Here is a 23,365-nt window from a genome sequence, read left to right as displayed (position 1 = left end):
AACGATATCACGAACAAATGCGAATGAAAAAAATTACAGTTCTCAACTTAGCGACCCTGCTTACTTTGACGATTTCTGGGTTTGCTACAGCTACCAATGAAGCCCAGCTCAAAGCTGCCATTAAAGACGTCAACGATGGAAGAATTCCAAGTGTGAAAATCACTGCGGACATGTACTTCTCAGACTCCCTTCACCCGTTGAATATTCAATCCAATCTTGCTCCTGTTCAAGCTCCCATCTTAATCGATGGGAATCATCACACCCTTAAGGCAACTTCTGACCATGCTCGAGGTTTTTTTGCCATTGGCCATGAACAAGGCAATACCATCACTATTCGTGACTTAACCATCGACTCTGCTGTCGCAAAAGGAGGTAGCGGACAAGATGGCGGTGGCGGTGGCGGTGGCGGCGGTCTTTTGGGACATGGCGGCGATGCAGGTTCCTTTTCAGGAGGTGGCGGTGGCGGCCTTGTTGACTGTGGTAATGATGGCTCTGGAGTCAAAGGGGGTAACGGAGGTCACAGCTCTACCAAAAAAGATTTAGGAATTGGGGGTGCAATCGACACATGCGGAACCGATGGAATCTATGGAATGGGCGGCGGTGGCTGCGGACGACTTGATACCCATGGAGGATCCGGCGGAAATGGCGGATTCGGCGGTGGTGGCGGCGGAGATTCATTTGCTGGAGTTACTGGTAAAGGAGGCTACGGTGGCGGTGGTGGAGACTACCACAATAGTAAAGGCGGAGCTGGTGGAACCGGTGGATTCGGCGGCGGCGGTGGTGCTGGCGGCCCGAATGGTGGAACCGGCGGTTTAGGAATTTTTGGCGGCCGCGGCTCGAATAGTGGCGGACTTGGTGGCGGCGGTGCCGCAATGGGTGGTGCAATCTTCATTGAAAAAGAGGGACACCTGGTCATTAAAGACAAGACAAGTTTTACAAGTAGTTCTCTTCAAGGCGGAACAGGTTTTGTAGAAGGTGAAACACTTGGAACTGACATCTTCATGATGTCTGGAGGAAAAATCACGTGGGATCTCCAGCAAGATGTGACTGTTCCAACTCCAATCGAAAGTGACTTTGGAAGTGATAAAAGCGGAGGCCTGATCAAACACGGACCTGCAATATTGACTCTCACTGACGCGAACACTTACACAGGCAAAACAGAAGTTAAAAAGGGCACACTTCTTCTTAATGGTTCAGTTGAAACTCCTATTATTCTCCATGGAGGAACTCTAGGAGGCGAGGCTACAGCTCTTTCTGATGTCAATAACCACTTAGGGGTTTTGACCAATTCCTATGGGGAGGTGCACGTTAAAGGTGATTATTCACAAGGTTCAGATGGAACGTATCTTGTCAGACTCGGTTATGATGATACTCCGATGCTCCACGTGAACGGAACGGCATTTCTCGATGGAACACTTCAAATTGGTTCTCCTGACAAACCTTTTGAAGCAGGGACTGAATTCGAAATCTTGTCCGCAAACAAAGGGCTTGTCGGTGAATTTTCCTCGATTAAAATGGCATACTCTCCTTACGGAACACCCCTTTTCAAACTCGGCTATTCAAGTAATCAACTCGTTTTAACTGCGCAGCCATTTAATTTTATCAGTAGAGACTCCGTAAAATCTGGAAATCCCAAAAAGACCCTCGACTACATTTGCAGCTTGTTTCCCTTAACGCCCAATTCGGATTTATCTCTAGTTGTCAACTCGCTTGCCTTTCTCTCGCCTGAAGAGCTTAGCAAAGCGCTCGATCAGTTGAACCCTGCACTTTATGGCAGTATCGAGTGGATGAACCTCAACCAAACCACTGCTATCTTCTCAATGGTGACAAACCATCTCACTCATTACAACTGTCCACCTACAGGAATTTGTAGAGATAGCTTGAATCACGTTTGGTTTGAACCCTATGGCTACTGGAATGAATACGGAAAACTCAACCACATCCGCGGCTTTGATTCAGATGAAATTGGCTTTGTTCTAGGGTATGACCGAAGAATTCAAGACTTTTTCATTGGAGTTCTTGGTGGCTACTCTTACACCGAACTTCACTACGATCAGGATTCTGGTGGAGGAAACTACCACAGCGTCTTTGGAGGCCTTTACGGCACCTACCTTGCCCCCTTCCATCTTGCAGTTGATACAGCAGTCATTCTTGGGGGTAACTTTTACGACTTAGATCGTAGAATCCACTACGGAGATGGAAATATCACTCGGACAATCTCTCGCAGCGCAAAAAGCGACCACAATGCTTTCACTTTTGGGGCACACTTTGGTCTTAATTACGACTTCGAGCAATTTTCTGCTCCAGTCGGCCTTCTTGCAAGTGTTGACTATTCCTACCTCAACCAAGACCAGTTTCAAGAAAGTGGAGCCGATAGTTTAAACCTCGTTGTCAGTGATCAAGTTTCGAACATGCTTCAAACAGAACTTGGAGCTTACTTTGCCAAAGTTTTCATCTTTAAAACCCGCTGTGTGACACCTTACCTAGGATTGAGCTGGATTGTAAAAATCCCTCTTAGTGATGGAGATATCCTCGCACACTTCCGAGGGCAAGACAAAAGCTTCCGCGTCGACACGACAAATGAAGCCGTTCAGTTTGTCGCTCCAAAAGCAGCGATTAAATTTAGCACCAAAAAATGTTTTGCATTCACTCTGGAAGCCTTTGCTGAACTCAGCGGCCAGTATAAAAGCTACTTCTTCGGCGGACGTTTCGAGAAAAAGTTTTAGATAGGAGCCTTTTTCTCTTCCCCTTGATCCATCTTACCCAAAACAAGCCCTCCTAAACCAAGGAGTAGGGCTGCAACGGAAACAAGCGTTCCTACATAGGGAATGAGTGTCAGGATGTAGTAAATAATGAGAGCAAAAGCAAAGTAAAGCCGACGGTGCTTGTTAAAGTCAAAGTGTCGGAAGATGTGTTTGGCAAGCCAGACGATTGTGAAAATCTTTGCCGTGTAAAAACTAATCACGTTAATGGCAAGTAAAGTCAAAGCAAAAGGAACCCCAACAATCGTGATGAGAAGCGCTAAAAATAGAAGGGGCAAGATGACGACGATCACAACTCCTGCTAAGAGCGAGGGAAAGATTTTGTGATTGAGCGCATCGACAGCTCCTCGAACCCGCTGGGGAAAGTAGCGCATCATGATGAGGGCGATCACAAGAGTGTAGAAAAAGTTCATCACGAGTGCGGCAAATTTTGAACCGATCTTGAGACTTTTAAAAATCTTGCCGTGAAAAACGCTATAGAAAAACGAGGGGTGATGAACCAGATCGCCACCAATTTTTGCATGAGGATCGATGACCGCATTCTTATTACTCCAATACTCGACATCGCCTTGAATGTTTGCTTTTGAGGTGATGCGCATCGAACCAACATAGGCATAAAGCTTTCCCCCGATTCCATCGGAAACACGCAAGTTTGAAGCATAGACGCGGGCATTATTTGCCACAACAGACTCGAGATCGACATTCCCGGAAACCACAACAATATTGCGCCCCACTTTTGCAGAGGGAGCTAGTTCAATCGTTGCAGTCACAGCAGTGACATTGCGCCCAACTGTTCCCGAAATTGAAGCCTGTCCACTTAAAAGCCTCACATCTTTCGAAACCTTTCCGGAAATTTCGACGCTTCCACCTGCAACTAAAACATCCCCATTGACCACTCCATCAATGAAAACCTGCCCCCCAAAAACATAGACATCACCGTTGACGGTTCCAGATACTTCGACTGTTTTTCCGTAAGCAAAAAAGTCTTGGTTGAGTACGGCTGTGCTTGGAAGGACGACAACATTTGCTTCATCCTCATCGGGATTCGTGAAGGCGCAAAGCAAGCTGGGTAGCAAGAGAAGAATTAGGGCAAAATGGAAAGCTTTTCGCATGCGGATACGTATCTCCATCGGGATTGCTGTTTGCGATGAAACAGATCCACTTGTCTATGAACAATTTTTTCGAGCATAGTTTCGCATAGCTGGATTTCTTTTTCACTGGTCTTTTTAGATTGGTTTGCCATTTGACCGAGGTCATCGATGTTGTACAGTCGCATCTGAGGTGATCGCGCAAGAGCAGGATCGATGTTACGTGGAACCCCTAAATCAAATAACGCTACCTCACTTTTTGGAGATGGGCCTTGGATGATATACTCTTCATGATACGTGCCTGAAATCACTGCGTCATACTCAAACCATTGTTTTGTTACATCCCACTTTTGAAGTTGAACAGAGGTAAATGGTGTTTTGTCTGTTCGCGTGCAAAGAGAGAGATCGGCATCTCCTTTACTTAAAAAATAGGACATGACAGCACGGTTGATCACAGAGTTTCCAATAAAGAGAATTTTTTGTTTGCCGGGCTTGAGACAATCAAGTAGCGAGTAAATGGTTGCAGGTAATCGCGCTTGCGTCGGCAGCACTGCCGTTCGCATCTCTTTCCCAATCTTTAGTCCTTTTTGAAACATGTAATGTAAAGATGGAGTGAGTGTGCGCTTCACGCGAGCAGATTCATACGAGACTTTCACCTGGCGTTGAATATCACTTTCACCAAAAATCAAACTGTCCATTCCCGAAATCACCCGCCCTAAGTGAAGAAAACAATCGATGCCAAAAAACGAGTAGAGACTTTGATCAAAAGGATCTTGGATCTCATCACGCAATAGTCCTAAAATTTCGCTATGTGCATGTGCTAAGTTGGGAGCGGAAAAGTATAGCTCTGTTCGATTACAAGTAGAAAGTAACACATAATGGATGGGAAAAGAGATTTGTTTAGCAATAAAAAGTTCGCGACATACTTTCGCTACTTTTTCCCTTTGGGAAAGAGAAGAAGAAAAGTGATTGATTCCGATGATTCCGACTTGCATAATTTCATATAGGTACAAAAAAATTTATATATAGTGAACATGCACCAGAATGTAAATATGAAAATCATCGCCCACAGAGGAGCTTCAATGGAAGCTCTAGAAAATACGCTTCCTGCTTTCGAGCGAGCGATTGAACTTGGCACTGATTATATTGAATGTGACATCCGATTAACAAAAGACAAAGTTCCCATTGTCTTTCACGACGACAAAGAAAGTGAAACCCTCATTTGTGAACTCACGTTTAAAGAAGTCAAAAACCGAAACGAAAACATTCCCACTTTCGAAGAACTCTTAAATCTTGAGTTTGAAAAAACAGGGCTGATGATTGAAATCAAAAAAACAAAGCACCCATCTGATGTGAAAATCATTTATGATGCTTTAAAAAGTTGCGACTCTCTGCCTCATTTTTTCATTGGTTCGATTGAAGTGAACCTAGTTGCTTACCTGAAAAAGTTAGACAGTGAATTGCCTCTTATTGGGATTGTTGAATCAGAAAAACAACTCGATGCATTTTTAGAGCTGCAACCTCAAGTGTTAGCCTTTCACCACCCACTTTTAAATCCCAAGCGCATTGCAATCCTGCACGCAAAGAAAATCGAAGTCTGGGGATGGACAATTGATGATCCTAGTTTTCACATGGAAGGACTAGATGGCATCATTACCAACAATGTGGCTCACTTTCTGCAAACAAGATCTCACGGATAAGATGGTCACTAAATCCTCTCCTTTGGAAAAAGCGGTAAGCTCGCTGCTTTGTTTTCATCTCCGCTAGATCTGGGAAGCGCTTTTCAAGAAGCTCCCGAAGCCGCTCCCGTTCTTCCTCCTCTGAGAAAGAAACCTCAAGAGATTCCCCGGCTTTTTCCTTCAAACGCCGCTGAATGGCCCTAGGGCCCTGCCCTCGCCGCTTCTCTCGCTCGACGAACCCTTTGGCCTCCCTGACGTCATTGACATACCCTTTCTCACGACAGAGGGTTAAAACTGCCTCTATCGCCTTTTCCTCAAAGTGCTTCTCCTTTAGTTTCTTACGAAGCTGGTTTTCAAGGTAACCCTTCATTACCAGTAGTTTATAGACATATCCTAAAGCAACTTGCTCTTCGAGCACTGAAAACAAGTCAGTTAGGCTTTTTTTATCGGGACAGGAACGAATTTTTCCTAAATGCTTAGAATAGAGCTTTTTATCGATCTTTTTCCAAAATTCACCCTCAACCAATATATTCATAAACTTCTGTTTTTCAACATTTTCGATCTTAATCATAATTTTACCAAAGATTGATAAATTATTTATTTATAGCTATAATAAACATAGGACTCAAAGAAAATCAAGAAGGGAGGATTTCATGAGTGACGCAGTTCAAGGTGTAACTGGTGTTGATGAAGTCAGCGAGAATTCATCACAACAAAGCGGCTACGATGCTTACGATTGGTTCTACAACCCTGAGTATGCTCAAGGAATAAATAAGGGCACCTCACAATACATGGATCAAGTGAACCAAGGTTCACAGGAAGAGCAGTACTACGAACAACAAGTTGCAGAAATTTGGGGTGGTCCTGTTGCAAGCGACGTGAAGTCATTCTAAATTCTTACTTTAACATTCAAGTTGAAAAAGACTTACGCTCAAGATGAAGATCTTGGGCTTTTTTTTTTGCATCATCAGTGATAAGGTAACAGTTAAAGAGAAGAGAGTTTCTGAGGTTCAACATGGTAGACGTTTCAAGTATTTCAGGTTCAGGAGGAACACACCCTAGCCAAAATGTACAGCATAACCAACCTGCAGCTCCTGCAGAAGAAGCAGCTCCTGTCAATGCTGCAAATTTTGATGCGCAACAAGATGATGCGCTTGACTTCTTGCAGCAGCAGCTCACTCAAGGCCTCGCTGCACAAAAAGCAAACTTGAGGTGACCCGATGTCAGATAGTGGTGGCGTAACTCCTCCTTCATCAGGATCTTCTCCTCCCCCTTCATCCAAAGATGCTCCTCCAGCTCAAATTCAAACTGGCATGGGTAAAGCTTATGATGTCAAAGGAGACACTGCCATTCGAAATTGGGCCAAACATTTCTTTCCAGGAATGTCGGAAGATCAACTTAATCGATTCGTTCAGCAGTTTATGCAGTCCATCTGCCAAGAGATCAGTCGGCAGATTGGAAAAGAAATGCAACAGCAGAAGAAGACCGCCCAAAAACTCAAGAGAGCGGAAGAAGGGGATGACTAATCCCTCATTGAGATCTATTGATCTCTGAGGTATGATCCCCCTCATGAAAGGCTTTTTAAAAAATCAATTTACCGTTGAAGAAGACGAAATCGACCGTTTGGACAAGCTCCTTGCCAGACGCTTTTCCTCCTATTCTCGCACCTATTTTCAATATCTCATCGACTGCGAAGCCGTCCTTCTCAATAGAGAAGTGATCAAAAAGCGGTGCCGCCCCAGTCCAGGCGACCAAATCGACGTCACCTTTCTCCCCACCGAAGAGATTGACCTCACTCCCGAACCGATTCCCCTCGAAGTCCTCTATGAAGATGACCACCTGATCTGCATCAATAAACCTCCTGGAATGGTCGTCCACCCTGCTCCTGGACATCCAAAAGGGACCTTCGTCCACGCTCTGCTCCACCACTGCCAAGGAGCCCCCCTCCCCGGGAAAGAATACCGCCCCGGCATCGTCCATCGCCTCGATAAAGAGACTTCTGGCATACTCATTGCTGCCAAATCGGTCGAAGCTCATCAAAAATTAATTGAGCAGTTCAAAGGACGAGAAATTGAAAAAGAGTACCTTGCAGTCACCATTGGACACCCCGAGGCCACGACCATCCACGCTCCTATCGGACGTCATCCTGTACGCCGCAAAGAGATGACCATTTTAGAAACAGGAAAAGAAGCGACAACCATCATTACCCCCTTAGCTCGGGGAGAGCATTTTTCACTCATTTCCGCCAAGCTCATCACAGGCCGCACTCACCAAATCCGCGTCCATCTGAAACACAATTACACTCCCATCTTGGGAGATTCCGTCTACGGATCTCAAAAAATCAATGAAAAGTACCAAGTTTCACGTCAATTGTTTCATGCTGCCAAAATCAAGCTTTCCCATCCTGTCACAGGTCAAATTTTAAACTTGTCTGCCCCTATGCCTGAAGATTTGGAAAACGTATCAGAAGATTTTTTCCTCCAACCCCTTCAAAAATAGCTCCTTAAAACTTTTCTCAAGAAATTTTTATCGCGTAATATCCTCCAATTTTCTAGATTTATATGTATGATTGTAGTATCATAGAAACGTGAAGGCAGCCTACTGTAGCTTCTATTCTGAATTTTGAACGAAGGATCGCACCATGAAAGAATTTGTGGAATACATTGTCAAAAACCTCGTCGACAACCCAGACAAAGTTAAAATCAACGAAATTGGAGGGTCCCAAACTCTCATCATCGAACTCAGTGTTGAAAAATCCGATATCGGTAAGATCATTGGAAAAAAAGGTAAGACCATCAATGCAATTCGCACACTGCTCATGTCTGTTGCCAGCCGTAATGGAATCCGAGTCAACCTCGAGATTCTAGAAGAAGGTGGAGCTCCAGTCGAAGCTTAAAAAATCATTTAAGGTGTGCCTTCAGCACACCTTTTCTTTTTTCTTCTCATATGCTATAATTTTCCCCCTAATTCAAATTTTTTGGGAGAGAGACATGGCAACAAAAAACTATCATGTCGGAGTAGACGACAGATCACCAGGTAAAGTTAGGGCGCTTATTGAACAATGGGACCCTACACAAAAGAAAGCAGAGCCAGAACCCGAGCTCACATTGCGTCAAAAAATAAATCAACACATTGATGCGATTCCAACTTGGATCAAAACCTCTTTTTTCGCAGCTATATTCATTGCAGAAGTTGCCTTGATATTTAAAGGAATGGATCACTGTGCCAGTTGGTATGGCACAACTTCTTATTCGACTCCGGCGGCTTGTAAGCACGTTGTTAACTTTATTAGTTGGTGTGCACAGCAGCCTTATTGTAAACCTTTAGTTCAAACCATTGGCTGGCTCCGCTAAAAATCGAAGCGAGCTGTGATCGTCAAACCATGTAAAAAGAGATCGCCAGGACCTGCTGAGGTTCCTGTGATGAACATGTCATTCAGCTGGCGGATCATGTTTTGCGACCATAGATAATTGAAGTCATAAGTTGCTGCAAGGCTAAGATGGTACGCATTGCATCCAAAGTAATGTCCCCACCTAAAACCGAGGCTTGCTTCCAACATTGGTCTCAGTGTGTTCACATCACGGCTTGAATACTTTGCTCCTGTGCTTCCTTGTGTCACAGCACTTTCAGAATGCTTGACGCTGCTATATTGGGTATAGAGCAAGCTGGCTCCCACGTCCCCAATAAAACTAAAACCATAGCCGAGTAGCCATGCAGATTGAATCCCGCCGCGTGGTCCAACCGCCCAAGAATTAGAAGAGTTTCGTGATTTGACCGGCTCGGAAACAGGGTTCACATTTGCAAGGTCAGACATGGAAACGTTGAGCGTTTGTCGAATGAAAGAGGTACGGAGCCCGACGTAAGGTCTGAGCGTCAAACATTCCCCCTGATAATAAGCACGATTCAGTGTAGCATCAATCCAATCAATGCGCAAGCGCCATCTTGAAGAAAGCTTATCCCCTGCAATTCCTTGATTTGCTGCAGAACTTTGTAGATACCAGTTATTGGAAAAGATCACGCCGGTTCCTGGAGTGAGAGTGGGTGCACTTTTAGAAGTTGTCTCATTTAAACGATAGTAAGTATAATCCACACCAAGTTCCCATTGATCAAAGTCAAAACCCATACCTAGACCGACTTTAAAACCACAGGCGTAGTCAAAGTCCTGCATAATTGTCTTCATTTCACTTGTTGCAGGAGCAATCGCGCCATTATTAAAAGCTGCAGTCGTCGCCAAATCTAAGCCATCTTGCGCAGCATACCAATACAGATACGAAGCTGTAATGTATCCCTGAATGCTTTGATTGAGGTTAACCCCAGCGGGATGGTTGAATGAGGGTGTGTGTTCTTGATCAGATAAAGGAGCATCCCCCTGCTTAAACATGGGCTGCTTGTCAGCTGCATAACTCAAACTACATAGAAGTGTGAAAGCAAATAAGGTCTTCTTAAACATGGGTCTCCTAAAATTCAATTCTTTTCCACTTCCTTCCTAACATAGTAGAAATTTTCTTGAGTAAAATTTTTTTTACAAGTAGCCTTTTTTCTTTCCGAACCACTGAAGAGGATCGAAATGAAAATGCAAAAATTCCTGTTGTTACTCTCATTTATTACCTTGAATCTTTGTTTAACTGCAGCAGAACCCAACCCTCCCCCTTGTTGGGATAATACGAGTGCCTGCTGGAATAATGCTGTGGCAAATGGCGGAGTTTTAGTTTTCGATCCATCTGATGATACAGGCGGAAACATTCAACCCATTGTCGACCAGATTTTCACAAATAATGGTCAAAGCCCAGACTTAGGACAATGGAGCAATTTGCGTTACGCCCTTCTCTTCCGACCAGGAACTTATGAAAACACAAATGTCAATGTTGGGTATTACACATCTGTCATTGGACTGGGTGAGTCACCCGATGATACAACAATTGGAACGGCAAATGGAGGAGGCGTCATTTGCCAAGAGGGAAATTTAGAAAATTTCACAATTGGCGCGCTCAATACGTTTTGGCGCTCTGCAGAGAATTTCAAAACAGAGCCTAGTGGAAACCAAGGATGGGAATGGACCACGGGAATCGAAGGATTTTTGTGGGCTGTTTCACAGGCTGCGCCCTTGCGCCGCGTTCATGTCTCCGGAAATAACAATAACCTTTATCTCTATGAATATGTGAAAAACTCAGGTGATCCTGCTGCGGGTTATGCTAGCGGCGGTTTCTGTGCCGACTGTCAAGTGGATGGCATCACCGATTCTGGCTCCCAACAACAGTGGCTTGCGCGCAATGTTTCAACAGATAGCTGGCCTAATGGAGCGTGGAATATAAACTTCCTTGGCTCAACGGGAGCCCCAGCTTCAAATTGTGGAAGTGGTCCTTTTGTCAACGTTGCAGCCACTCCCATCATTGCAGAAAAGCCGTTCATCACCTACGACAGCAGCAAATTCTACTTACAGATTCCCCCCGTTGAAACAAACAAGGTTGGAACCACTTTTGATCAAAATCCTCCTATCACCCCAACCTCAGTAGACTTTGAGAACGTGTTCGTTGCAACTGCAAGTGATTCAGCTGCTACCATCAATGCAAAACTCGCTTCAGACCTTCACGTCGTTCTATCGCCAGGTATCTACAATCTCGATGACTCTATTACTGTAAACAATGCAAACACAGTTGTATTGGGAATTGGTTACCCAACTTTAATTTCTACGACCGGCAAGCCCTGCATTATCGTAGGTTCAGCAAGTGGTATTCGAATTGGAGGCATCTTGCTTCAAGCTGGAGAAACAAACACAACGACCTTACTGCAATGGGGAAGCCCAGGTGATAATCCGACAAATGGATTCTTATACGACTGCTTTGCACGTGTTGGAGGAACCAATAATCCTAGTACACAGCCTCAACTTAAAGCTTCTTCGATGGTAACGATCAATAGCAATAACATTGTCTGCGACAATCTTTGGCTTTGGCGTGCTGATCACTATGGAATTCCAGGGAACACAAGTGGAGGTCTTGTGAAAAACGGTGACAATCCTTGTGATAACGCTTTCATCGCTAATGGCAACAATGTTACAGCTTATGGACTCGCCGTCGAACACACGTTACAAGACATTAGTGTTTGGAATGGTGACAATGGCCGCACCTATTTTTTCCAGTGCGAATATCCCTATGATGTTGATGAGTCCTATGCAACAAACAACTACGTCGCTTATCGAGTGGACACAAATGTTAAAAACCACATGGCCTATGGCGTAGGAGTCTATTCGTTTTTTCGGGATTATGACGTAACCGTCAATACAGCCATTTCAACACCAACAGGGTCAGGCATCCAATTTTTTAGCTCTTTAACAGTCTTTCTCAATGGAAATGGCGGAATCAATCATGTGATCAATCAATTAGGAAATGCAGTCAATCAAAGCACACAAGGACAGCCCAACTACTATTGCAATCCTCCTCCTCCGGTGAGCGCATATGGTGGGAGCAAAGTCCGTTTGCGTCGCTACTGATACCATATCAAGGATCAGCAGTAAATAAAGTCTAATAAAAAGGTCATGTGAGGGAAAAATGGCTAATCACGTTCGCGCTTCTTCGCGTCCGCAATCCACTTTGCAGCTTGCTTCAATGCTACAAGAAGCATCAAAAAATAAACAGGCTGCTTTAACCTGTATTCAAAAAGCAGCAAACTTCACGCTTTGGAATACGATGTATACCTCGGAGATCTGCACTACCATGTTAGAGCTCTTTGAGATTTACGTTTTGGAGGGTGTGGAGGCGCAAAAAACTGCCTATGAGGATCAGTGTGAATTGCTTGAATCGCCTGATGAAGCTCCTCATTTTGAACAAAAACCGATTGAAGAGTGTCTGCAATTCTTCATTCACAAAAAATTGAATGAGATAAAAGACTATCTACCTGTTTTTTTTGCTGCTCAACAATCAAAAATCAAGGATGAAAAAAAACACCGTTACGAACTTTGGTTAAAGGGTCGTCCTGAAATGCAATGGCTAGACCAGATGCAACAAGAGTTAGAAAGTAAAATAAAATCAACTCAAACTGAATTTGGTCTATCTTCTAAGGCTAAAGAGAAGCTGAGTAACCAAGAGGAGGATTCTCCTCTATCTCCAAGAAAAGCTTTAGTCAATGAACGCCCTCCAAGTGAGGAGCTGAGCCTTTGTATCGACTCCTCGTTAATTTTTTCGACAGCTTTTAAAGGCGTATTCAATGAGCTTCAAACGACAGTTAAACAATTTCAAAGTCAAATCTCAGAGCTTGATCCAAGCCGCAATGAAATGTACGCCGCCTTTTTAAAACAACATTATCCACAGGATGTAACGGATCCGATTGTAAACTGGGCATGCGTGGTTGAAAAAGCAAATGCTGTTGCTCATACATGCTTTCAGTTTTTTCCCCAAGCCATCTGTGATTACAAAGCTTTTCTTCGGCTGGTTGACCTCAAGACACTTCAAGATGACTCTGACTCACCAAGAGTCGAGCTGTTTGAGCCTAGCTCTACGGTTCTGAAAGAAAACTTGCATGGCCTCAGACGGCATTGCGAATTGTTAGCAGATAGCGTCTTGAATTCGAAAGTTTTTCTGGAAAATGTTCAAGCTTCAGCGCAAGAAGCAGCAGCTCTATCCGATTTGCAAATTTCCCAAATTCAAACATACTTAGGTCAAAGCCAGACATGGGAAGGACTAAGAACATGGGCTGAATTAAATGAACAACAGCGCGAAAAAATTCTCGATCAAATCGATGACCTCATGGAAGTGGACCCTATCCGAGGGTATGGAGGCATCCATGCTGCACTTTTCTACGGCGTTGATCCGATTTCTTCTGCATTAATTAAAAAGCGAGTCGATTTATCACAAAAAACGCATCATAAATTTTTACACCTCCCCTTAAGACCAGATGCGATTGCTTGTCTTGATTTATGTGCTGCAATGGGAAATGCTACCATGTTAAATCTTATCTTCGAACAGCTAAAATTGACTCATGATCAGTTAGAAAATACTTTGAATTATGTCGTGAATCCAACTCTTCTTTTGGATATTCATCATCATGAGTATGACACACACAAAGAAAGGCTTATAGAGCGCTGGAGGGAAGGTGCGTTCGACTGCGTGGATCTTCTTGTGAGAAGCGAGGCAAAGTGGGAAAGTGCCTTTTTTATCAATTTACAAATCCTGTGTTCTCAAGGAGACAAAGAAAACGCCTTGGAAGAATCACTCTTAAAAGTCCGCATAGGGATCCATAATTTGTTGTTTGCTCGAATGATGCGGTGTGAAAATTCCGTGCTGTTGAAGCAATCTCAAGACATCATCAGTAAAATTAAAATTAAAGATCTTCCTGAAACACTGCGGAGTCTTTTCCAACAATTACAGCAAACGCTCGAGCAGCAAAACATTCAGAGCCAAAAGCCAAAACCTCAGCAGCCTTCCATCCCAAAGCTTTCTCTAATGAAAGTTCCTGAAAAAGACAAGATACCCTCCTCAAGTTAGCGACTCTCCCCGATTACTCATGAGGAAGTTCAAGGGTTTATTGAATTCTCAAGAAAAGTAAGACTCCCATTTCTTGATTGGGCGTTTATTGACTCAGTTTAGGGAGGAAAGGAGCAATTAAGCCTTTGCGTGAGTTGAGGCGGCCAGCATCAAAGCGCAAGATGGCGATGGGAAGGGCCTCTTTCGAGGCTTTGGGATCGGGCATTTTGTGCGGCGCTTTCAAAAAGCTCTCTTTGAAAACTTGAGACAGTTCTTTAGCATTCTCTCCTAAGAACTCAACGTTCCAATTTCCGATAGCTTGGATTTTGGGCGAGCTTTTGAATGAACTTAAGAAGAGCTTGAGTTTTTCCAAGGCTCCATCCACCGGAGGAATCCAAATCCACAGCTCGTCTTGGTGCCAATAAGAAATCTCTTTTCCTTTGAAAAGGTCATCTGCGCTTGTCACCGTTGAGACCATATGAAGATGCAAGAGCAACTCGTGATTGTTTTCATAGGATGCTTGTGCATTTTGATACCAAATGCGACGGAGCTCAGGTGCATGTGTTTCAAATGTCGTGTAGTTGCGCGCAAAAATCTTGGTTTGGCTCACACGGTTGCACATGTTGAGGATTTTAGTGTCGCTGAAGATATTTGACTTCAGCCCTTTAGCGCAATCCTCGAGGTTTTCGCCCACACTTTGCTCTTTATGCAAGTACACTTTGCTATAGAGAGAGTAAAAATCTTTGTTTTGAAGCAAGCGTGAGGCCGCTTTCTTCGTGAAGTCGTGATCTTCCTTGATGTCATCAAAGTCAACGATCTCCATCTCTTTTTGCTCAATGAGTGACTTTAAACGGTTGAGAAGAGAAGCCATAATCTCGACATCGACACGTGAGACTTTGGTGAGAAGATCGGTATCATCTAGGATTGCATAGACAAAATGGAGGTACTCGGCAAATTCCCGCTTAGGATCGACATAGTGGTGACAATCGGACTGCACAACCTTTTTATGTTGGAGCAAACGTTGCACTTTGCGGATGTTCACAGCACTTGATAGGTCTTTTTCAAGCTCTTTAAGTTGAGCTTCAATTTGCTCAAGTGTCATTCCCCCTGTTCCATACATGTCATTAATCTGAAAAGCCATTTGCGCAACGATTGCATTTGAAGACTGCGCATCGCTGATGATCGCGCGTGGAGGCATATCGGTATTTAACGTGCTTTTGTGATGGTCAATCACGCTAATGACTTCAAGATAGGATGGGATGTTCATCTCTTCGCGGTTACAAAAATCACGCAAAGTCACTGTTCCAAGAGGCTCTTTTTGAAGATCAGCTGCTTGGACAAGTCCAATCGGAACAAGGCGTCCATCGATATCGGTGCGGTTGACTGTTAGGTAGGTATAGTTGCCAATTTTTGAGCGGATTTCTTCAACATCTGTGCGATGTGATAGATACTGTGGCACAAAACCAAACACATCGGTTTTAATTTTAAAAGCAATCTCTAACCTGTCAACAAACCGACGAATACTATGAAAGGCTTCTGCCAGCATTTTTACAAGCACTTCAAGTTGGTTGAAGATACGCGGGCGATTTTCTGTGAGTTTTCCCGAGGCATCGAAGAGATCCGACTCAATGAGTGATTTGAGCCAGGTGATGATTTCAGTAAAGTTGACAATTCCCATCTTCTCCATCGAAAGCGCAAAATCTTCAAAGGTTGCTTCCGTTCCTTTGTCAACATGAAGGACCTTAACAAGGTAGTCATGGACAAATTGAAGTTGCTTCTGTGGCAATTCTTTTGCAGGCTCGCACTCCCCAATCTTAACGTTTAAAATATCACGAATCACTTTTGAAATGTGGTTGACAGATAAATCGGTTTTTGCAAAGCACGAAATGAGATGAATGTGAAGGTTGGATTCGAGCCACATGAGGCAGTTATTGAGGGACATGACAATTTGACGAACTCCTTCAACATCGATGGAACGCCAGTCGCCAAGGTAATAGCCTTGATCATCCACCACAACTACAGCATTCCGCGTTCGCTCATGGTCAAAGTTAAGAGCCAAGTTTTGAGTTCCACGTTTGCTCAGTCCCGTTTGAGTCATCAAATCTATACTTGTCACAGTGAGTGACAGACGGGTTTTTGCGACGCAGTTGAAAACCTCACTCCCAAAAAGATCTTTGAATAAAAGGGTGATTTCGACCTGGGTATAGGGAGGCCCCCCCGGAACATTCCAAACATGCAGCCCCTCTGAGACACGTGCTGCAAACGAATCGATCCACCCCCAAAAAGAGGCAACGGTCGTATCTAAATCGGGAGACATGTGAGCCGTGACAAAATGGGTTCCACGGTACCTCTTACCCATTCCAATGGGAAAGTAAATCTGATACGTGTCGCGAGGGACCCATTTCCCAGCAATTTTTGCGCGGACTCGGTAATTTTCTTCTGCAGAAAGTCCTGAAAACTGATTGAGCCAAAGCTCAAATGAAGCAAAATTGTAACTTTCAATGACCGCTTCTTTTTTGATGCGACTGATGTAATCGACAACGGCTCCTAAGAGAAACGTCGGGCCTTCTTCTTTCTGAATCAGATTGTACAATGCTCGGTTGATCGTATCGCTTTTCTCAAGAACGTTCAATTCAAGAAAACTCTTTTCATGAAAACCCTTAATCACCTGTTCCAAATCGGGAAAGGTTTTCGATTGAAATTCAAAATCTCCAAGAAGAGCCATGCGGTTTTATGCCGAAAGTCACGTTGTTAAATGGCGGATTGAGCAGGACTCGAACCTGCGACCGTCCGCTTAGAAGGCGGATGCTCTATCCAACTGAGCTATCAATCCATGGTCAATTTTTCATGATTTTATGCATAGGAAAAATGATTTTCAAGTATATTTAGTTGTAAATGGACTACTTAACGGAGATGAATCTTGAAAATTAGAAATGTGAAGCTCTCTTCAGATGCCCCCCTCGTCGTGATTTCAGGCCCCTGTGTGATTGAAAATGAAGCGCATGCTTTGGAAACTGCAGGCCAACTTAAAGAAATGTTTGAAGAGGCTGGAGTCCAACTGATCTACAAATCGAGTTACGATAAAGCTAACCGCTCTTCAATAGATTCTTATCGCGGCCCAGGTTTGGAAGAAGGGTTACGCATTCTGCAAAAAGTGAAAGAAACATTTGATGTCCCTGTCTTCACTGACATTCATCACCCTGAAGAAGTAACTGCTGCGGCAGAAGTGTGCGATGTTCTTCAAATTCCCGCATTCCTCTGCCGCCAAACAGATCTGCTCATTGCTGCAGGAAACTCCGGAGCTGTGATCAACATCAAAAAAGGACAGTTCATGGCCCCGTGGGATATGGAACATGCTGTGAAAAAAATCCTCTCCACTGGAAACGATCAAATCCTTCTCACAGATCGAGGAACGTCATTTGGCTATAATAATTTAGTGTCTGACATGCGTGCGATTCCTATCATGAAAAAGTTTGGCTTCCCTGTGTGCTATGATGCTTCCCATTCCGTTCAACTCCCAGGAGGAATGGGGGAGCAATCAGGTGGAAACCGAGAGTTTATCATCCCACTTGCAAAAGCTGCTTTGGCAGCAGGTGCTGACCTCCTCTACATCGAGTCTCATCCAAATCCAGCGGAAGCAAAAAGCGATAAACACTCAGTTATGCCTTTCGAAGACCTCAAAAAATTTCTCCAGATCGCAAAACCACTTCATGAACTCTTAAATGCACGAGAAGTTTTATGCTGAGACGCATCACTCTCCTCTCCTTAGCAACACTTGTAGTAGTCACCGGAGTCGCCGTGACCTATGTTCTCATGCGCGGATCGTTGGAAAACAACCCGCAGGAATGGTCTACTCCCAAAGTTGCCACATGCTATCCGACAAGACAAACACGTAGTGGAGTGCAAAAGGACCTGTGGATGTCAGATGACGACGGACGTCTCCATCATCGGATGATGAGCCCCCGCTCGATTCTGACGGCTTATCCAAAAGGAGAAAACTTTGAACTCGTTGAAGAAATGCAAGGAATGAAATGCTATCTCCAAGAAAACATTGAAGACGGGATGCAACAGATCCGCTTCATCGAGTCTGAATCGGGAACCTACCGTTATTCTAACCAGTATTTTGACGCCCACCAGGTCTTTTTGGCCCTATTCCGCATTCCTGGAAAAGAACTTGAAACCAAGCTCGATTTTAATTCCGCGTTTTTAAAAGGAGTTGCGGAAGACGTTTCCCTCTCTTTTTCTGAAAATTCCCCCAATTTCCATGCTGAAAAATTTAAAGCCCACATTCGCCCCCAAAAACAACATGATTAATTTTTTCCCACTTCTCCTTTCAACTCTCTTACTTGGTGCAACGCAGTCGCCCGATCTCTCGTCTGACATTTCTTCGGATTATGCCTCTTATGATGGAGACTTTTTGCGACTCGTTGGAGAAGTGAAACTCTACCACGACTTAGGGCACATGCAGACCCATCAAGCCCTACTAAAAAAAAGGGAAAAGGACTTTCCCTTTACAAACATGCATTTAGAAGAAGATGTCTCCTTTTCATTTCAAAACGAGTCAGAGCTTTATTGTGACGAAGCCCAGCTAGACTTCTGTAAGCGTTTTGGAACAGTTCTTTCACAAGACAAACTTGTTCTCTACCGCAGTCGAAAAAAAGAGGCACTGGATCTTGTCAGCCGACAAATCGACTTCCAATTTGAAGAACAAGATGAACACATTTTAGAAATTAGCTCTCTCATGGCAAAAGAGAATGTCCATATTGATTATGCCAATAAGTATCACCTCGATGCCGATCAAGCTCACTTTGACAACGAAACGCTTTCGACGTCTCAAATCACGACTCCTTGCCACCTCACCCATATGCAAGATGAAGTCGAAGCGAGGCAAATCACAATCCATTTAGAAAATCGCAATCTTGAAATGGAATCCCCCCGAGGAAAAGTCTCTTCTTTCTTTTTTCCCGAATCCAAGAGTCGCCCTTGCAATTTTTCTTCCCGCTTTCTCTATTGGGATGATGAAAACGATGTGATGACTCTCAAGCAAAACATTCTCATTCAAGATGACTTTCTGGGTACCATTGAAGGAGAAGACACCATTCGCTTTTTTCAAAAAGAGCAGTTTGGGAAATATGTGATGCAATCGATCATTGCATCAGGTCCCACCACCCTAAGATCGTCTGACACTGCAGAAGAAAAACATGCTCTCACCACTTTTGGTACGCTGATGCTTGACCGCGATCTTCTTCTCGTCACAGCAACAAGCCCCAAGCAAAAAGGCTCCATTCCCTTTGATAAGCAACTCGTCTTTATCAAAGGCGACCTCTCGCTGCAAGCAGATGAAGCTTCACTCGAATACAGCCTCTACCAAATGGAACTCAAACCCACTTCAGTTAACTTGAAAGGACGTGTCCGTCTCTTATCGAGTGACCCCGACACCCCTTTTCGCTGCGGTCTGGCAGATGAAGTCTTACTCAATCCTCAAACAAAAGAAATGCGCCTTCTTGCAGAGCCAGGCCACCAAGTTCTTTTTTGGCATGAAGAACAAAATCTCAAACTCAGCGCACAAGAAATTGTCGTCACCCCCGACCCCGTAACTGGTAAGGATGTGATCAAAGGGATTGGGAATGTCCGCTTTTCGTTTAACGAAGAGCAACAAGAAACTCTTCACAAACTTTTCCCCCAAGGAGCCATCCGCTCATGATTCTTCAGACGCGTAACCTCACGAAAGCCTACTCAGGAAAAAAAGTCGTCAACGGCCTTTCCTTTACTGTTAAGGAAGGTGAAATTGTCGGGCTGCTTGGTCCTAATGGAGCTGGGAAAACCACAGCATTCTACATGACCATCGGTCTGGTCAAACCCGACAGTGGCGAAGTTTTCTTTCGCGATCAAGATGTGACACGTCTCCCCATCCACAGACGCGCAAAAATGGGCATGGGATACCTCGCCCAAGAACCTTCGATCTTTCGTCAGCTCACTGTCGAGCAAAACATCCTCTGCATTTTGGAGACACTGCCGATTAGCAAAGAGGAGCGGAAGCGTCGATTAGATGAGCTTCTTGAAGAACTTCACTTAGAAAATCTCGCGAAAAAAAGAGCTGTCACTCTCTCTGGAGGAGAAAGAAGACGCTTAGAAATCACCCGCGCCCTTGTAACCAACCCAAGTCTCCTCTTACTTGACGAACCTTTTGCCAACATCGACCCGATCACTATTTATGACGTGAAACAAATGATTCGTCATCTCAAACAAAAAGGGATTAGCGTCCTGATCACCGATCACAACGCGCGCGAAATTTCTTCGATCGTTGACCATAGTTATCTGATTCAAGAAGGACGTGTGACAATGGGTGGAACGGTATCAGAGCTCCTCGCTGACGAGCGAGCTAAGGCAACCTACTTTGGACAAGACTTCAAACTCTAAAACATCTTGAATTGCTTCTATGATCGACTGACTTGACAGAGTGGTTAAGCAATCACTTTTGCCACTTCCGCCACATCCCGGCTGATAACAAGGACGACAAGAAAGCTTTTGGGTCACCACACGCGAAGCCGGATGACGCCAAGGACCCCAGTTCTGTTCACAGGTTGGCCCAAATGCTACAACCGTTGGTTTTTTCAAAGCGCTTGCTAAATGCACAGGCACTGAGTCTACAGAAAAAAGCATCCGACTCATCCCTATCATTGTACCAAGTTCTTTGAGTGAAATCTGACCTGACAAATCGATGGCAAAAGGAGCTAGAGAGACGATTTCCTCGTTCATTTTTCGCTCAGCAGGATCGGGACTTGCCGTCAAAACGATTTGCTTTCCTTGATCGTGCAAAAAGTGAAGCACTTCAGCAATCGTTTTAGCCGGAAGCGTCTTAAACATCCAACGCGAAACCGGATGCACTTGGATAAATTGTCCCACCTCAACACCGTTTTCATGCAGCAGCGTCTCAACACGCAAGAGCGCTTCTTCTGGAACGTGAAAGAAAAGGTCACGTTCCTCTTCTTTTGGATGGAGTCCCAAACAGCGCAAAGCATCCAGCTGTTTTTCAACCGTGTGGCGCGGCTTGGGTGTGTGTTTGATCAAATGGGTGTAACACTTTTTCTTTTGCATCATCCCACCACCCTGGGGATCAAACCCAATCGCAAAAGGAGCCCGCGAAACCTTCGCTGCCACTGCTCCTCGATCTCCCTCGGTCAAATTGATCACAAGATCGTAACCGCCACGGCGGATCTTTTTAAGCAGTTTCCACTCTTCTAAAAACCGGCGGTGCTTAGGCAGCTTCTTCCATTTCTTATCGTACTGCACAAACTTAGAAATTGCCGGGTGCCCTTCGAGCATTGGCAACGTCTCGCTGTAGATGTACGCATCGATTTCAAGGTGAGGATGATACTTTTTTAAGACCGAAAATACAGGGGCAGAAAGAAGCACATCTCCATGATGACGAAGCTTAGCAACAAGAACACGTTGAATTTGAGAAAAATCAATCGGTTGGTTTTTCAGTGGGCAACCCCATATATTGTAAATAGAGTGGCATGATCCGATGAATCACATGTTTCGCTCTTAAATCCGTATATTGCTCTTTGGTCAAAAAACCACATTCCCAAAAATACAAGAGATAAAGGCCAACCTCAAAGAGCAATGCCACAGCGAAATTGTAAATAGAGCTCACAATAAATTTCAACGACTCATAAGAGGACCACGGTTCTGCCGCAAAAGAAGGGGCTCTAGAAAGGGAAGACTGAATCTTTTTTTCATCCCGATCTTCTGTTGTATAACCAAGCAAGTGTGAAGGGCGAATGTCTGTAAAAACATCAATTTTTTTCTTTTTCTGCGCCATTACGGCATGATTAAATAAATCATCTATATGAAGGTGATCTGCGATTTTAGTCGGGTATTCTTCTTTCCATGCGTCAAAGAGTTTTTGTACTGTAGGATCTTCTTTCCACTTAAGAAAATCAATAACTTGAAGATCTTCCCACTTGCTTTCTGTATGCTCTTTTTCCCAGGCAGCCTTAATCTCCAGGAGGTTCTGACCCAACTCCCAAGCATGCAGCTCAGCAATTTCCATTCCTCCAATCTCACTCTCAAAGTCTTCGGCTTTCTGATCTTCGCCCTTGTTTTCTTTGATATAGCGGTCGATCAACGTATTAAGTCGTACCCATGCATCATTTGTCACGATTTGCTCGATCGGAGTCTTTTCTTTACAGAGAGCGCATTCATACTCATGAGGCACTCTCAAGTCCCAATTGCCTAACCTTGATTCAAGATCAGTGTACAAGGTGCCACGGATCCCACTTCTTTGGAATGTATGAAAACATTTTTCCGAAATGACAGGATTTCGAGTTCTTTCTAGTGTAATTGGATCTTGTAAGCTAGCAATTGTTGCCATGGACTATGCCTCAATGTTGGTTGGGTGGATGGACAAGCAGTGTAAAGAATTATTCTAAAAATCTCAACAATTCCCTCGTCAGGATTTGAAAAATATTGCGCAATAGGTTATCATTTTTAACCTAAACTTATGTCAAGGATTTAAAAATGACCAAAGAAAGAACTTTATCAATTATTAAACCAGATGCAGTCGGAAAAAACTGCATTGGTGAAATTCTATCCCGCTTCGAAAAAGCAGGACTCAAAATCATCGCAGCAAAAATGCTTCACCTTTCTCAAGAGCAAGCAGAAGGTTTTTACGCGATTCACAAAGAGCGCCCTTTTTTCAAAGATCTCATTACCTTCATCACTTCAGGACCTGTTTTGATTTCAGCTCTAGAAGGCGAAAATGCGATCTTGAAAAATCGTGACTTGATGGGAGCTACAAACCCAGAAGAAGCTGCTCCAGGAACGATTCGTGCAGACTTTGCTGAAACCATTGATGCCAACGCAGTGCATGGATCAGATGGCCCAGACACAGCTAAAACTGAAGTCGCTTTCTTCTTTAAAGATAGCGAAATCTTTAGCCGCTAATCATTCATCCGCAGCATGGTTACGATCGGCTCCATCTCCAGGGTTGGGGCCAAAGTGCTCCTGACCGTGCTTTGGTTCTTTATCTTCTTTTGCACACCCAGTTGTAAAGACCAATAGAGAAAAGCAAGCAACTGGCAAGAGTAGGTTTGAAAATTTCTTCATCTTCTCACTCCTCATCCCAAAGTTTGTCCCCAGGGTTCGGACCAAATGATTCATCGTCCTGTTCGCCATTTGGTTGCGTCCCAAAATGTTCATCTTGTTTCTTTGAGCATCCGACACTGATACTCACTAGAGAAAAAATCGCTGCTACAAGTCCATAAAACGGTAATCGCATCTCATCTCCGATGTTTGATAACGGTCTCTTCTACCCGAGTAACATAGGGCGAAGATTTTTGCCTAGGTTCTTGTAAAAAAAAACTCTTTATGCCTAG

At 44.1% G+C, this 23,365-nt stretch carries 24 protein-coding genes and 1 tRNA gene; 15 read left to right on the top strand and 10 right to left on the bottom strand.

Annotated elements, in window-relative coordinates; genetic code table 11:
- Nucleotides 1-23: 23 nt before the first annotated feature.
- On the top strand, nucleotides 24-2,726 hold the full coding sequence (locus ACOOFG_RS02770; protein WP_420422119.1) for an autotransporter domain-containing protein: 2,703 nt from the start codon (nucleotides 24-26) through the stop codon (nucleotides 2,724-2,726).
- On the opposite strand, the gene ACOOFG_RS02765 is transcribed toward ACOOFG_RS02770, so the two are convergent.
- Nucleotides 2,723-3,874 (bottom strand): hypothetical protein, encoded by a 1,152-nt coding sequence (locus ACOOFG_RS02765; RefSeq protein WP_420422118.1) that lies wholly within the window; start codon nucleotides 3,872-3,874, stop codon nucleotides 2,723-2,725. The genes ACOOFG_RS02770 and ACOOFG_RS02765 overlap by 4 nt on opposite strands.
- A complete protein-coding gene (locus ACOOFG_RS02760) occupies nucleotides 3,847-4,845 on the bottom strand; it encodes a hypothetical protein (RefSeq protein WP_420422117.1) in 999 nt (332 codons plus the stop codon). Before ACOOFG_RS02760 ends, ACOOFG_RS02765 begins: the two co-directional genes overlap by 28 nt.
- A 57-nt stretch (nucleotides 4,846-4,902) precedes the next feature.
- On the opposite strand from ACOOFG_RS02760, the gene ACOOFG_RS02755 reads away from it, so the two are divergent.
- Nucleotides 4,903-5,550 (top strand): glycerophosphodiester phosphodiesterase, encoded by a 648-nt coding sequence (locus ACOOFG_RS02755; RefSeq protein ID WP_420422116.1) that lies wholly within the window; start codon nucleotides 4,903-4,905, stop codon nucleotides 5,548-5,550.
- Here the strand turns inward: ACOOFG_RS02755 and ACOOFG_RS02750 are convergent.
- Entirely contained in the window at nucleotides 5,504-6,100 is a 597-nt protein-coding gene (locus tag ACOOFG_RS02750; protein ID WP_420422115.1) for a regulatory protein RecX, read from the bottom strand. The genes ACOOFG_RS02755 and ACOOFG_RS02750 overlap by 47 nt on opposite strands.
- Nucleotides 6,101-6,182: 82 nt before the next feature.
- On the opposite strand from ACOOFG_RS02750, the gene ACOOFG_RS02745 reads away from it, so the two are divergent.
- The 6 genes from ACOOFG_RS02745 (at nucleotide 6,183) to ACOOFG_RS02720 (ending at nucleotide 8,882) form a co-directional block, all read left to right on the top strand.
- Nucleotides 6,183-6,422 carry a hypothetical protein gene (locus ACOOFG_RS02745; protein WP_420422114.1) on the top strand — a complete coding sequence of 80 codons (240 nt, stop codon included), beginning with the start codon at nucleotides 6,183-6,185 and terminating at the stop codon, nucleotides 6,420-6,422.
- A gap of 122 nt (nucleotides 6,423-6,544) precedes the next feature.
- A complete protein-coding gene (locus ACOOFG_RS02740; protein ID WP_420422113.1) occupies nucleotides 6,545-6,745 on the top strand; it encodes a hypothetical protein in 201 nt (66 codons plus the stop codon).
- Between the two features lie 4 nt (nucleotides 6,746-6,749).
- Nucleotides 6,750-7,055, top strand: coding sequence for a hypothetical protein (locus ACOOFG_RS02735; protein ID WP_420422112.1), 306 nt, complete (start codon nucleotides 6,750-6,752; stop codon nucleotides 7,053-7,055).
- Between the two features lie 43 nt (nucleotides 7,056-7,098).
- Nucleotides 7,099-8,028 (top strand): RluA family pseudouridine synthase, encoded by a 930-nt coding sequence (locus tag ACOOFG_RS02730; RefSeq protein WP_420422111.1) that lies wholly within the window; start codon nucleotides 7,099-7,101, stop codon nucleotides 8,026-8,028.
- A gap of 142 nt (nucleotides 8,029-8,170) precedes the next feature.
- Entirely contained in the window at nucleotides 8,171-8,425 is a 255-nt protein-coding gene (locus tag ACOOFG_RS02725; RefSeq protein ID WP_013944281.1) for a KH domain-containing protein, read from the top strand.
- A gap of 94 nt (nucleotides 8,426-8,519) precedes the next feature.
- Nucleotides 8,520-8,882, top strand: a complete 363-nt coding sequence (locus tag ACOOFG_RS02720) for a hypothetical protein (RefSeq protein ID WP_420422110.1) — start codon at nucleotides 8,520-8,522, stop codon at nucleotides 8,880-8,882.
- Here the strand turns inward: ACOOFG_RS02720 and ACOOFG_RS02715 are convergent.
- A complete protein-coding gene (locus tag ACOOFG_RS02715) occupies nucleotides 8,879-9,979 on the bottom strand; it encodes an Lpg1974 family pore-forming outer membrane protein (RefSeq protein ID WP_420422109.1) in 1,101 nt (366 codons plus the stop codon). The two genes, ACOOFG_RS02720 and ACOOFG_RS02715, sit on opposite strands and share 4 nt — an antisense overlap.
- A 117-nt stretch (nucleotides 9,980-10,096) precedes the next feature.
- On the opposite strand from ACOOFG_RS02715, the gene ACOOFG_RS02710 reads away from it, so the two are divergent.
- Together ACOOFG_RS02710 and ACOOFG_RS02705 are read left to right on the top strand one after the other, a co-directional pair.
- Nucleotides 10,097-12,016, top strand: a complete 1,920-nt coding sequence (locus tag ACOOFG_RS02710; RefSeq protein ID WP_420422108.1) for a hypothetical protein — start codon at nucleotides 10,097-10,099, stop codon at nucleotides 12,014-12,016.
- A gap of 58 nt (nucleotides 12,017-12,074) precedes the next feature.
- On the top strand, nucleotides 12,075-14,006 hold the full coding sequence (locus tag ACOOFG_RS02705; RefSeq protein ID WP_420422107.1) for a hypothetical protein: 1,932 nt from the start codon (nucleotides 12,075-12,077) through the stop codon (nucleotides 14,004-14,006).
- A gap of 85 nt (nucleotides 14,007-14,091) precedes the next feature.
- Here ACOOFG_RS02705 and ACOOFG_RS02700 read toward each other — a convergent pair whose 3' ends face one another.
- Together ACOOFG_RS02700 and ACOOFG_RS02695 are read right to left on the bottom strand one after the other, a co-directional pair.
- Complete coding sequence (locus ACOOFG_RS02700; RefSeq protein WP_420422106.1) at nucleotides 14,092-16,710, bottom strand: hypothetical protein; 2,619 nt, start codon at nucleotides 16,708-16,710, stop codon at nucleotides 14,092-14,094.
- A gap of 31 nt (nucleotides 16,711-16,741) precedes the next feature.
- Nucleotides 16,742-16,818 (bottom strand) — tRNA-Arg (locus ACOOFG_RS02695).
- An 87-nt stretch (nucleotides 16,819-16,905) separates the two neighbouring features.
- Here ACOOFG_RS02695 and kdsA point away from each other — a divergent pair.
- Genes kdsA through lptB form a run of 4 tightly spaced genes read left to right on the top strand, consistent with a single transcriptional unit; the run spans nucleotide 16,906 to nucleotide 20,405 of the window.
- Nucleotides 16,906-17,730 carry a 3-deoxy-8-phosphooctulonate synthase gene (kdsA, locus tag ACOOFG_RS02690; RefSeq protein ID WP_420422105.1) on the top strand — a complete coding sequence of 275 codons (825 nt, stop codon included), beginning with the start codon at nucleotides 16,906-16,908 and terminating at the stop codon, nucleotides 17,728-17,730.
- Nucleotides 17,724-18,299: a hypothetical protein gene (locus ACOOFG_RS02685; RefSeq protein ID WP_420422104.1), complete on the top strand. Its 576-nt coding sequence runs from the start codon at nucleotides 17,724-17,726 to the stop codon at nucleotides 18,297-18,299. The genes kdsA and ACOOFG_RS02685 overlap by 7 nt, the downstream gene beginning before the upstream one ends.
- The gene (locus ACOOFG_RS02680; RefSeq protein WP_420422103.1) at nucleotides 18,292-19,689 is read left to right on the top strand and encodes a hypothetical protein; all 1,398 of its coding nucleotides are present in this window, start codon (nucleotides 18,292-18,294) and stop codon (nucleotides 19,687-19,689) included. Before ACOOFG_RS02685 ends, ACOOFG_RS02680 begins: the two co-directional genes overlap by 8 nt.
- A complete protein-coding gene (gene lptB / locus ACOOFG_RS02675; protein ID WP_420422102.1) occupies nucleotides 19,686-20,405 on the top strand; it encodes an LPS export ABC transporter ATP-binding protein in 720 nt (239 codons plus the stop codon). The genes ACOOFG_RS02680 and lptB overlap by 4 nt, the downstream gene beginning before the upstream one ends.
- Here lptB and rfaQ read toward each other — a convergent pair.
- Both rfaQ and ACOOFG_RS02665 read right to left on the bottom strand, forming a co-directional pair.
- On the bottom strand, nucleotides 20,343-21,401 hold the full coding sequence (gene rfaQ / locus ACOOFG_RS02670) for a putative lipopolysaccharide heptosyltransferase III (protein ID WP_420422101.1): 1,059 nt from the start codon (nucleotides 21,399-21,401) through the stop codon (nucleotides 20,343-20,345). The genes lptB and rfaQ overlap by 63 nt on opposite strands.
- 52 nt (nucleotides 21,402-21,453) lie before the next feature.
- Entirely contained in the window at nucleotides 21,454-22,362 is a 909-nt protein-coding gene (locus ACOOFG_RS02665; RefSeq protein ID WP_420422100.1) for a hypothetical protein, read from the bottom strand.
- A gap of 146 nt (nucleotides 22,363-22,508) precedes the next feature.
- Here ACOOFG_RS02665 and ndk point away from each other — a divergent pair, with 146 nt between their 5' ends.
- Entirely contained in the window at nucleotides 22,509-22,934 is a 426-nt protein-coding gene (gene ndk, locus ACOOFG_RS02660) for a nucleoside-diphosphate kinase (RefSeq protein ID WP_420422099.1), read from the top strand.
- Here ndk and ACOOFG_RS02655 read toward each other — a convergent pair whose 3' ends face one another.
- On the bottom strand, nucleotides 22,935-23,096 hold the full coding sequence (locus tag ACOOFG_RS02655) for a hypothetical protein (protein ID WP_420422098.1): 162 nt from the start codon (nucleotides 23,094-23,096) through the stop codon (nucleotides 22,935-22,937). It abuts the gene before it with no gap.
- A 4-nt stretch (nucleotides 23,097-23,100) separates the two neighbouring features.
- The gene (locus ACOOFG_RS02650; RefSeq protein ID WP_420422097.1) at nucleotides 23,101-23,268 is read right to left on the bottom strand and encodes a hypothetical protein; all 168 of its coding nucleotides are present in this window, start codon (nucleotides 23,266-23,268) and stop codon (nucleotides 23,101-23,103) included.
- Nucleotides 23,269-23,365 lie beyond the last annotated feature (97 nt).

It is taken from the genome of Simkania sp. (genome assembly GCF_965215465.1).
In the GTDB taxonomy this organism is placed as follows: Bacteria; Chlamydiota; Chlamydiia; order Chlamydiales; family Simkaniaceae; genus Simkania.
Note: the sequence above shows the minus strand (reverse complement) of the source record. Positions and strands in the feature narration are given on the sequence as shown.

Excerpts from the sequence above, each read along its gene's own strand:
- ACOOFG_RS02710 (WP_420422108.1), top strand. The coding sequence starts at position 10,097 with ATGAAAATGCAAAAATTCCTGTTGTTACTCTCATTTATTACCTTGAAT.
- ACOOFG_RS02760 (WP_420422117.1), bottom strand. The coding sequence starts at position 4,845 with ATGCAAGTCGGAATCATCGGAATCAATCACTTTTCTTCTTCTCTTTCC.
- ACOOFG_RS02720 (WP_420422110.1), top strand. The coding sequence starts at position 8,520 with ATGGCAACAAAAAACTATCATGTCGGAGTAGACGACAGATCACCAGGT.
- ACOOFG_RS02755 (WP_420422116.1), top strand. The coding sequence starts at position 4,903 with ATGAAAATCATCGCCCACAGAGGAGCTTCAATGGAAGCTCTAGAAAAT.
- ACOOFG_RS02705 (WP_420422107.1), top strand. The coding sequence starts at position 12,075 with ATGGCTAATCACGTTCGCGCTTCTTCGCGTCCGCAATCCACTTTGCAG.
- ACOOFG_RS02770 (WP_420422119.1), top strand. The coding sequence starts at position 24 with ATGAAAAAAATTACAGTTCTCAACTTAGCGACCCTGCTTACTTTGACG.
- ACOOFG_RS02655 (WP_420422098.1), bottom strand. The coding sequence starts at position 23,096 with ATGAAGAAATTTTCAAACCTACTCTTGCCAGTTGCTTGCTTTTCTCTA.
- ACOOFG_RS02650 (WP_420422097.1), bottom strand. The coding sequence starts at position 23,268 with ATGCGATTACCGTTTTATGGACTTGTAGCAGCGATTTTTTCTCTAGTG.
- ndk (WP_420422099.1), top strand. The coding sequence starts at position 22,509 with ATGACCAAAGAAAGAACTTTATCAATTATTAAACCAGATGCAGTCGGA.
- ACOOFG_RS02685 (WP_420422104.1), top strand. The coding sequence starts at position 17,724 with ATGCTGAGACGCATCACTCTCCTCTCCTTAGCAACACTTGTAGTAGTC.
- lptB (WP_420422102.1), top strand. The coding sequence starts at position 19,686 with ATGATTCTTCAGACGCGTAACCTCACGAAAGCCTACTCAGGAAAAAAA.
- ACOOFG_RS02745 (WP_420422114.1), top strand. The coding sequence starts at position 6,183 with ATGAGTGACGCAGTTCAAGGTGTAACTGGTGTTGATGAAGTCAGCGAG.
- ACOOFG_RS02765 (WP_420422118.1), bottom strand. The coding sequence starts at position 3,874 with ATGCGAAAAGCTTTCCATTTTGCCCTAATTCTTCTCTTGCTACCCAGC.
- ACOOFG_RS02680 (WP_420422103.1), top strand. The coding sequence starts at position 18,292 with ATGATTAATTTTTTCCCACTTCTCCTTTCAACTCTCTTACTTGGTGCA.
- ACOOFG_RS02725 (WP_013944281.1), top strand. The coding sequence starts at position 8,171 with ATGAAAGAATTTGTGGAATACATTGTCAAAAACCTCGTCGACAACCCA.
- ACOOFG_RS02735 (WP_420422112.1), top strand. The coding sequence starts at position 6,750 with ATGTCAGATAGTGGTGGCGTAACTCCTCCTTCATCAGGATCTTCTCCT.
- ACOOFG_RS02700 (WP_420422106.1), bottom strand. The coding sequence starts at position 16,710 with ATGGCTCTTCTTGGAGATTTTGAATTTCAATCGAAAACCTTTCCCGAT.
- ACOOFG_RS02740 (WP_420422113.1), top strand. The coding sequence starts at position 6,545 with ATGGTAGACGTTTCAAGTATTTCAGGTTCAGGAGGAACACACCCTAGC.
- ACOOFG_RS02730 (WP_420422111.1), top strand. The coding sequence starts at position 7,099 with ATGAAAGGCTTTTTAAAAAATCAATTTACCGTTGAAGAAGACGAAATC.
- ACOOFG_RS02750 (WP_420422115.1), bottom strand. The coding sequence starts at position 6,100 with ATGATTAAGATCGAAAATGTTGAAAAACAGAAGTTTATGAATATATTG.
- ACOOFG_RS02715 (WP_420422109.1), bottom strand. The coding sequence starts at position 9,979 with ATGTTTAAGAAGACCTTATTTGCTTTCACACTTCTATGTAGTTTGAGT.
- ACOOFG_RS02665 (WP_420422100.1), bottom strand. The coding sequence starts at position 22,362 with ATGGCAACAATTGCTAGCTTACAAGATCCAATTACACTAGAAAGAACT.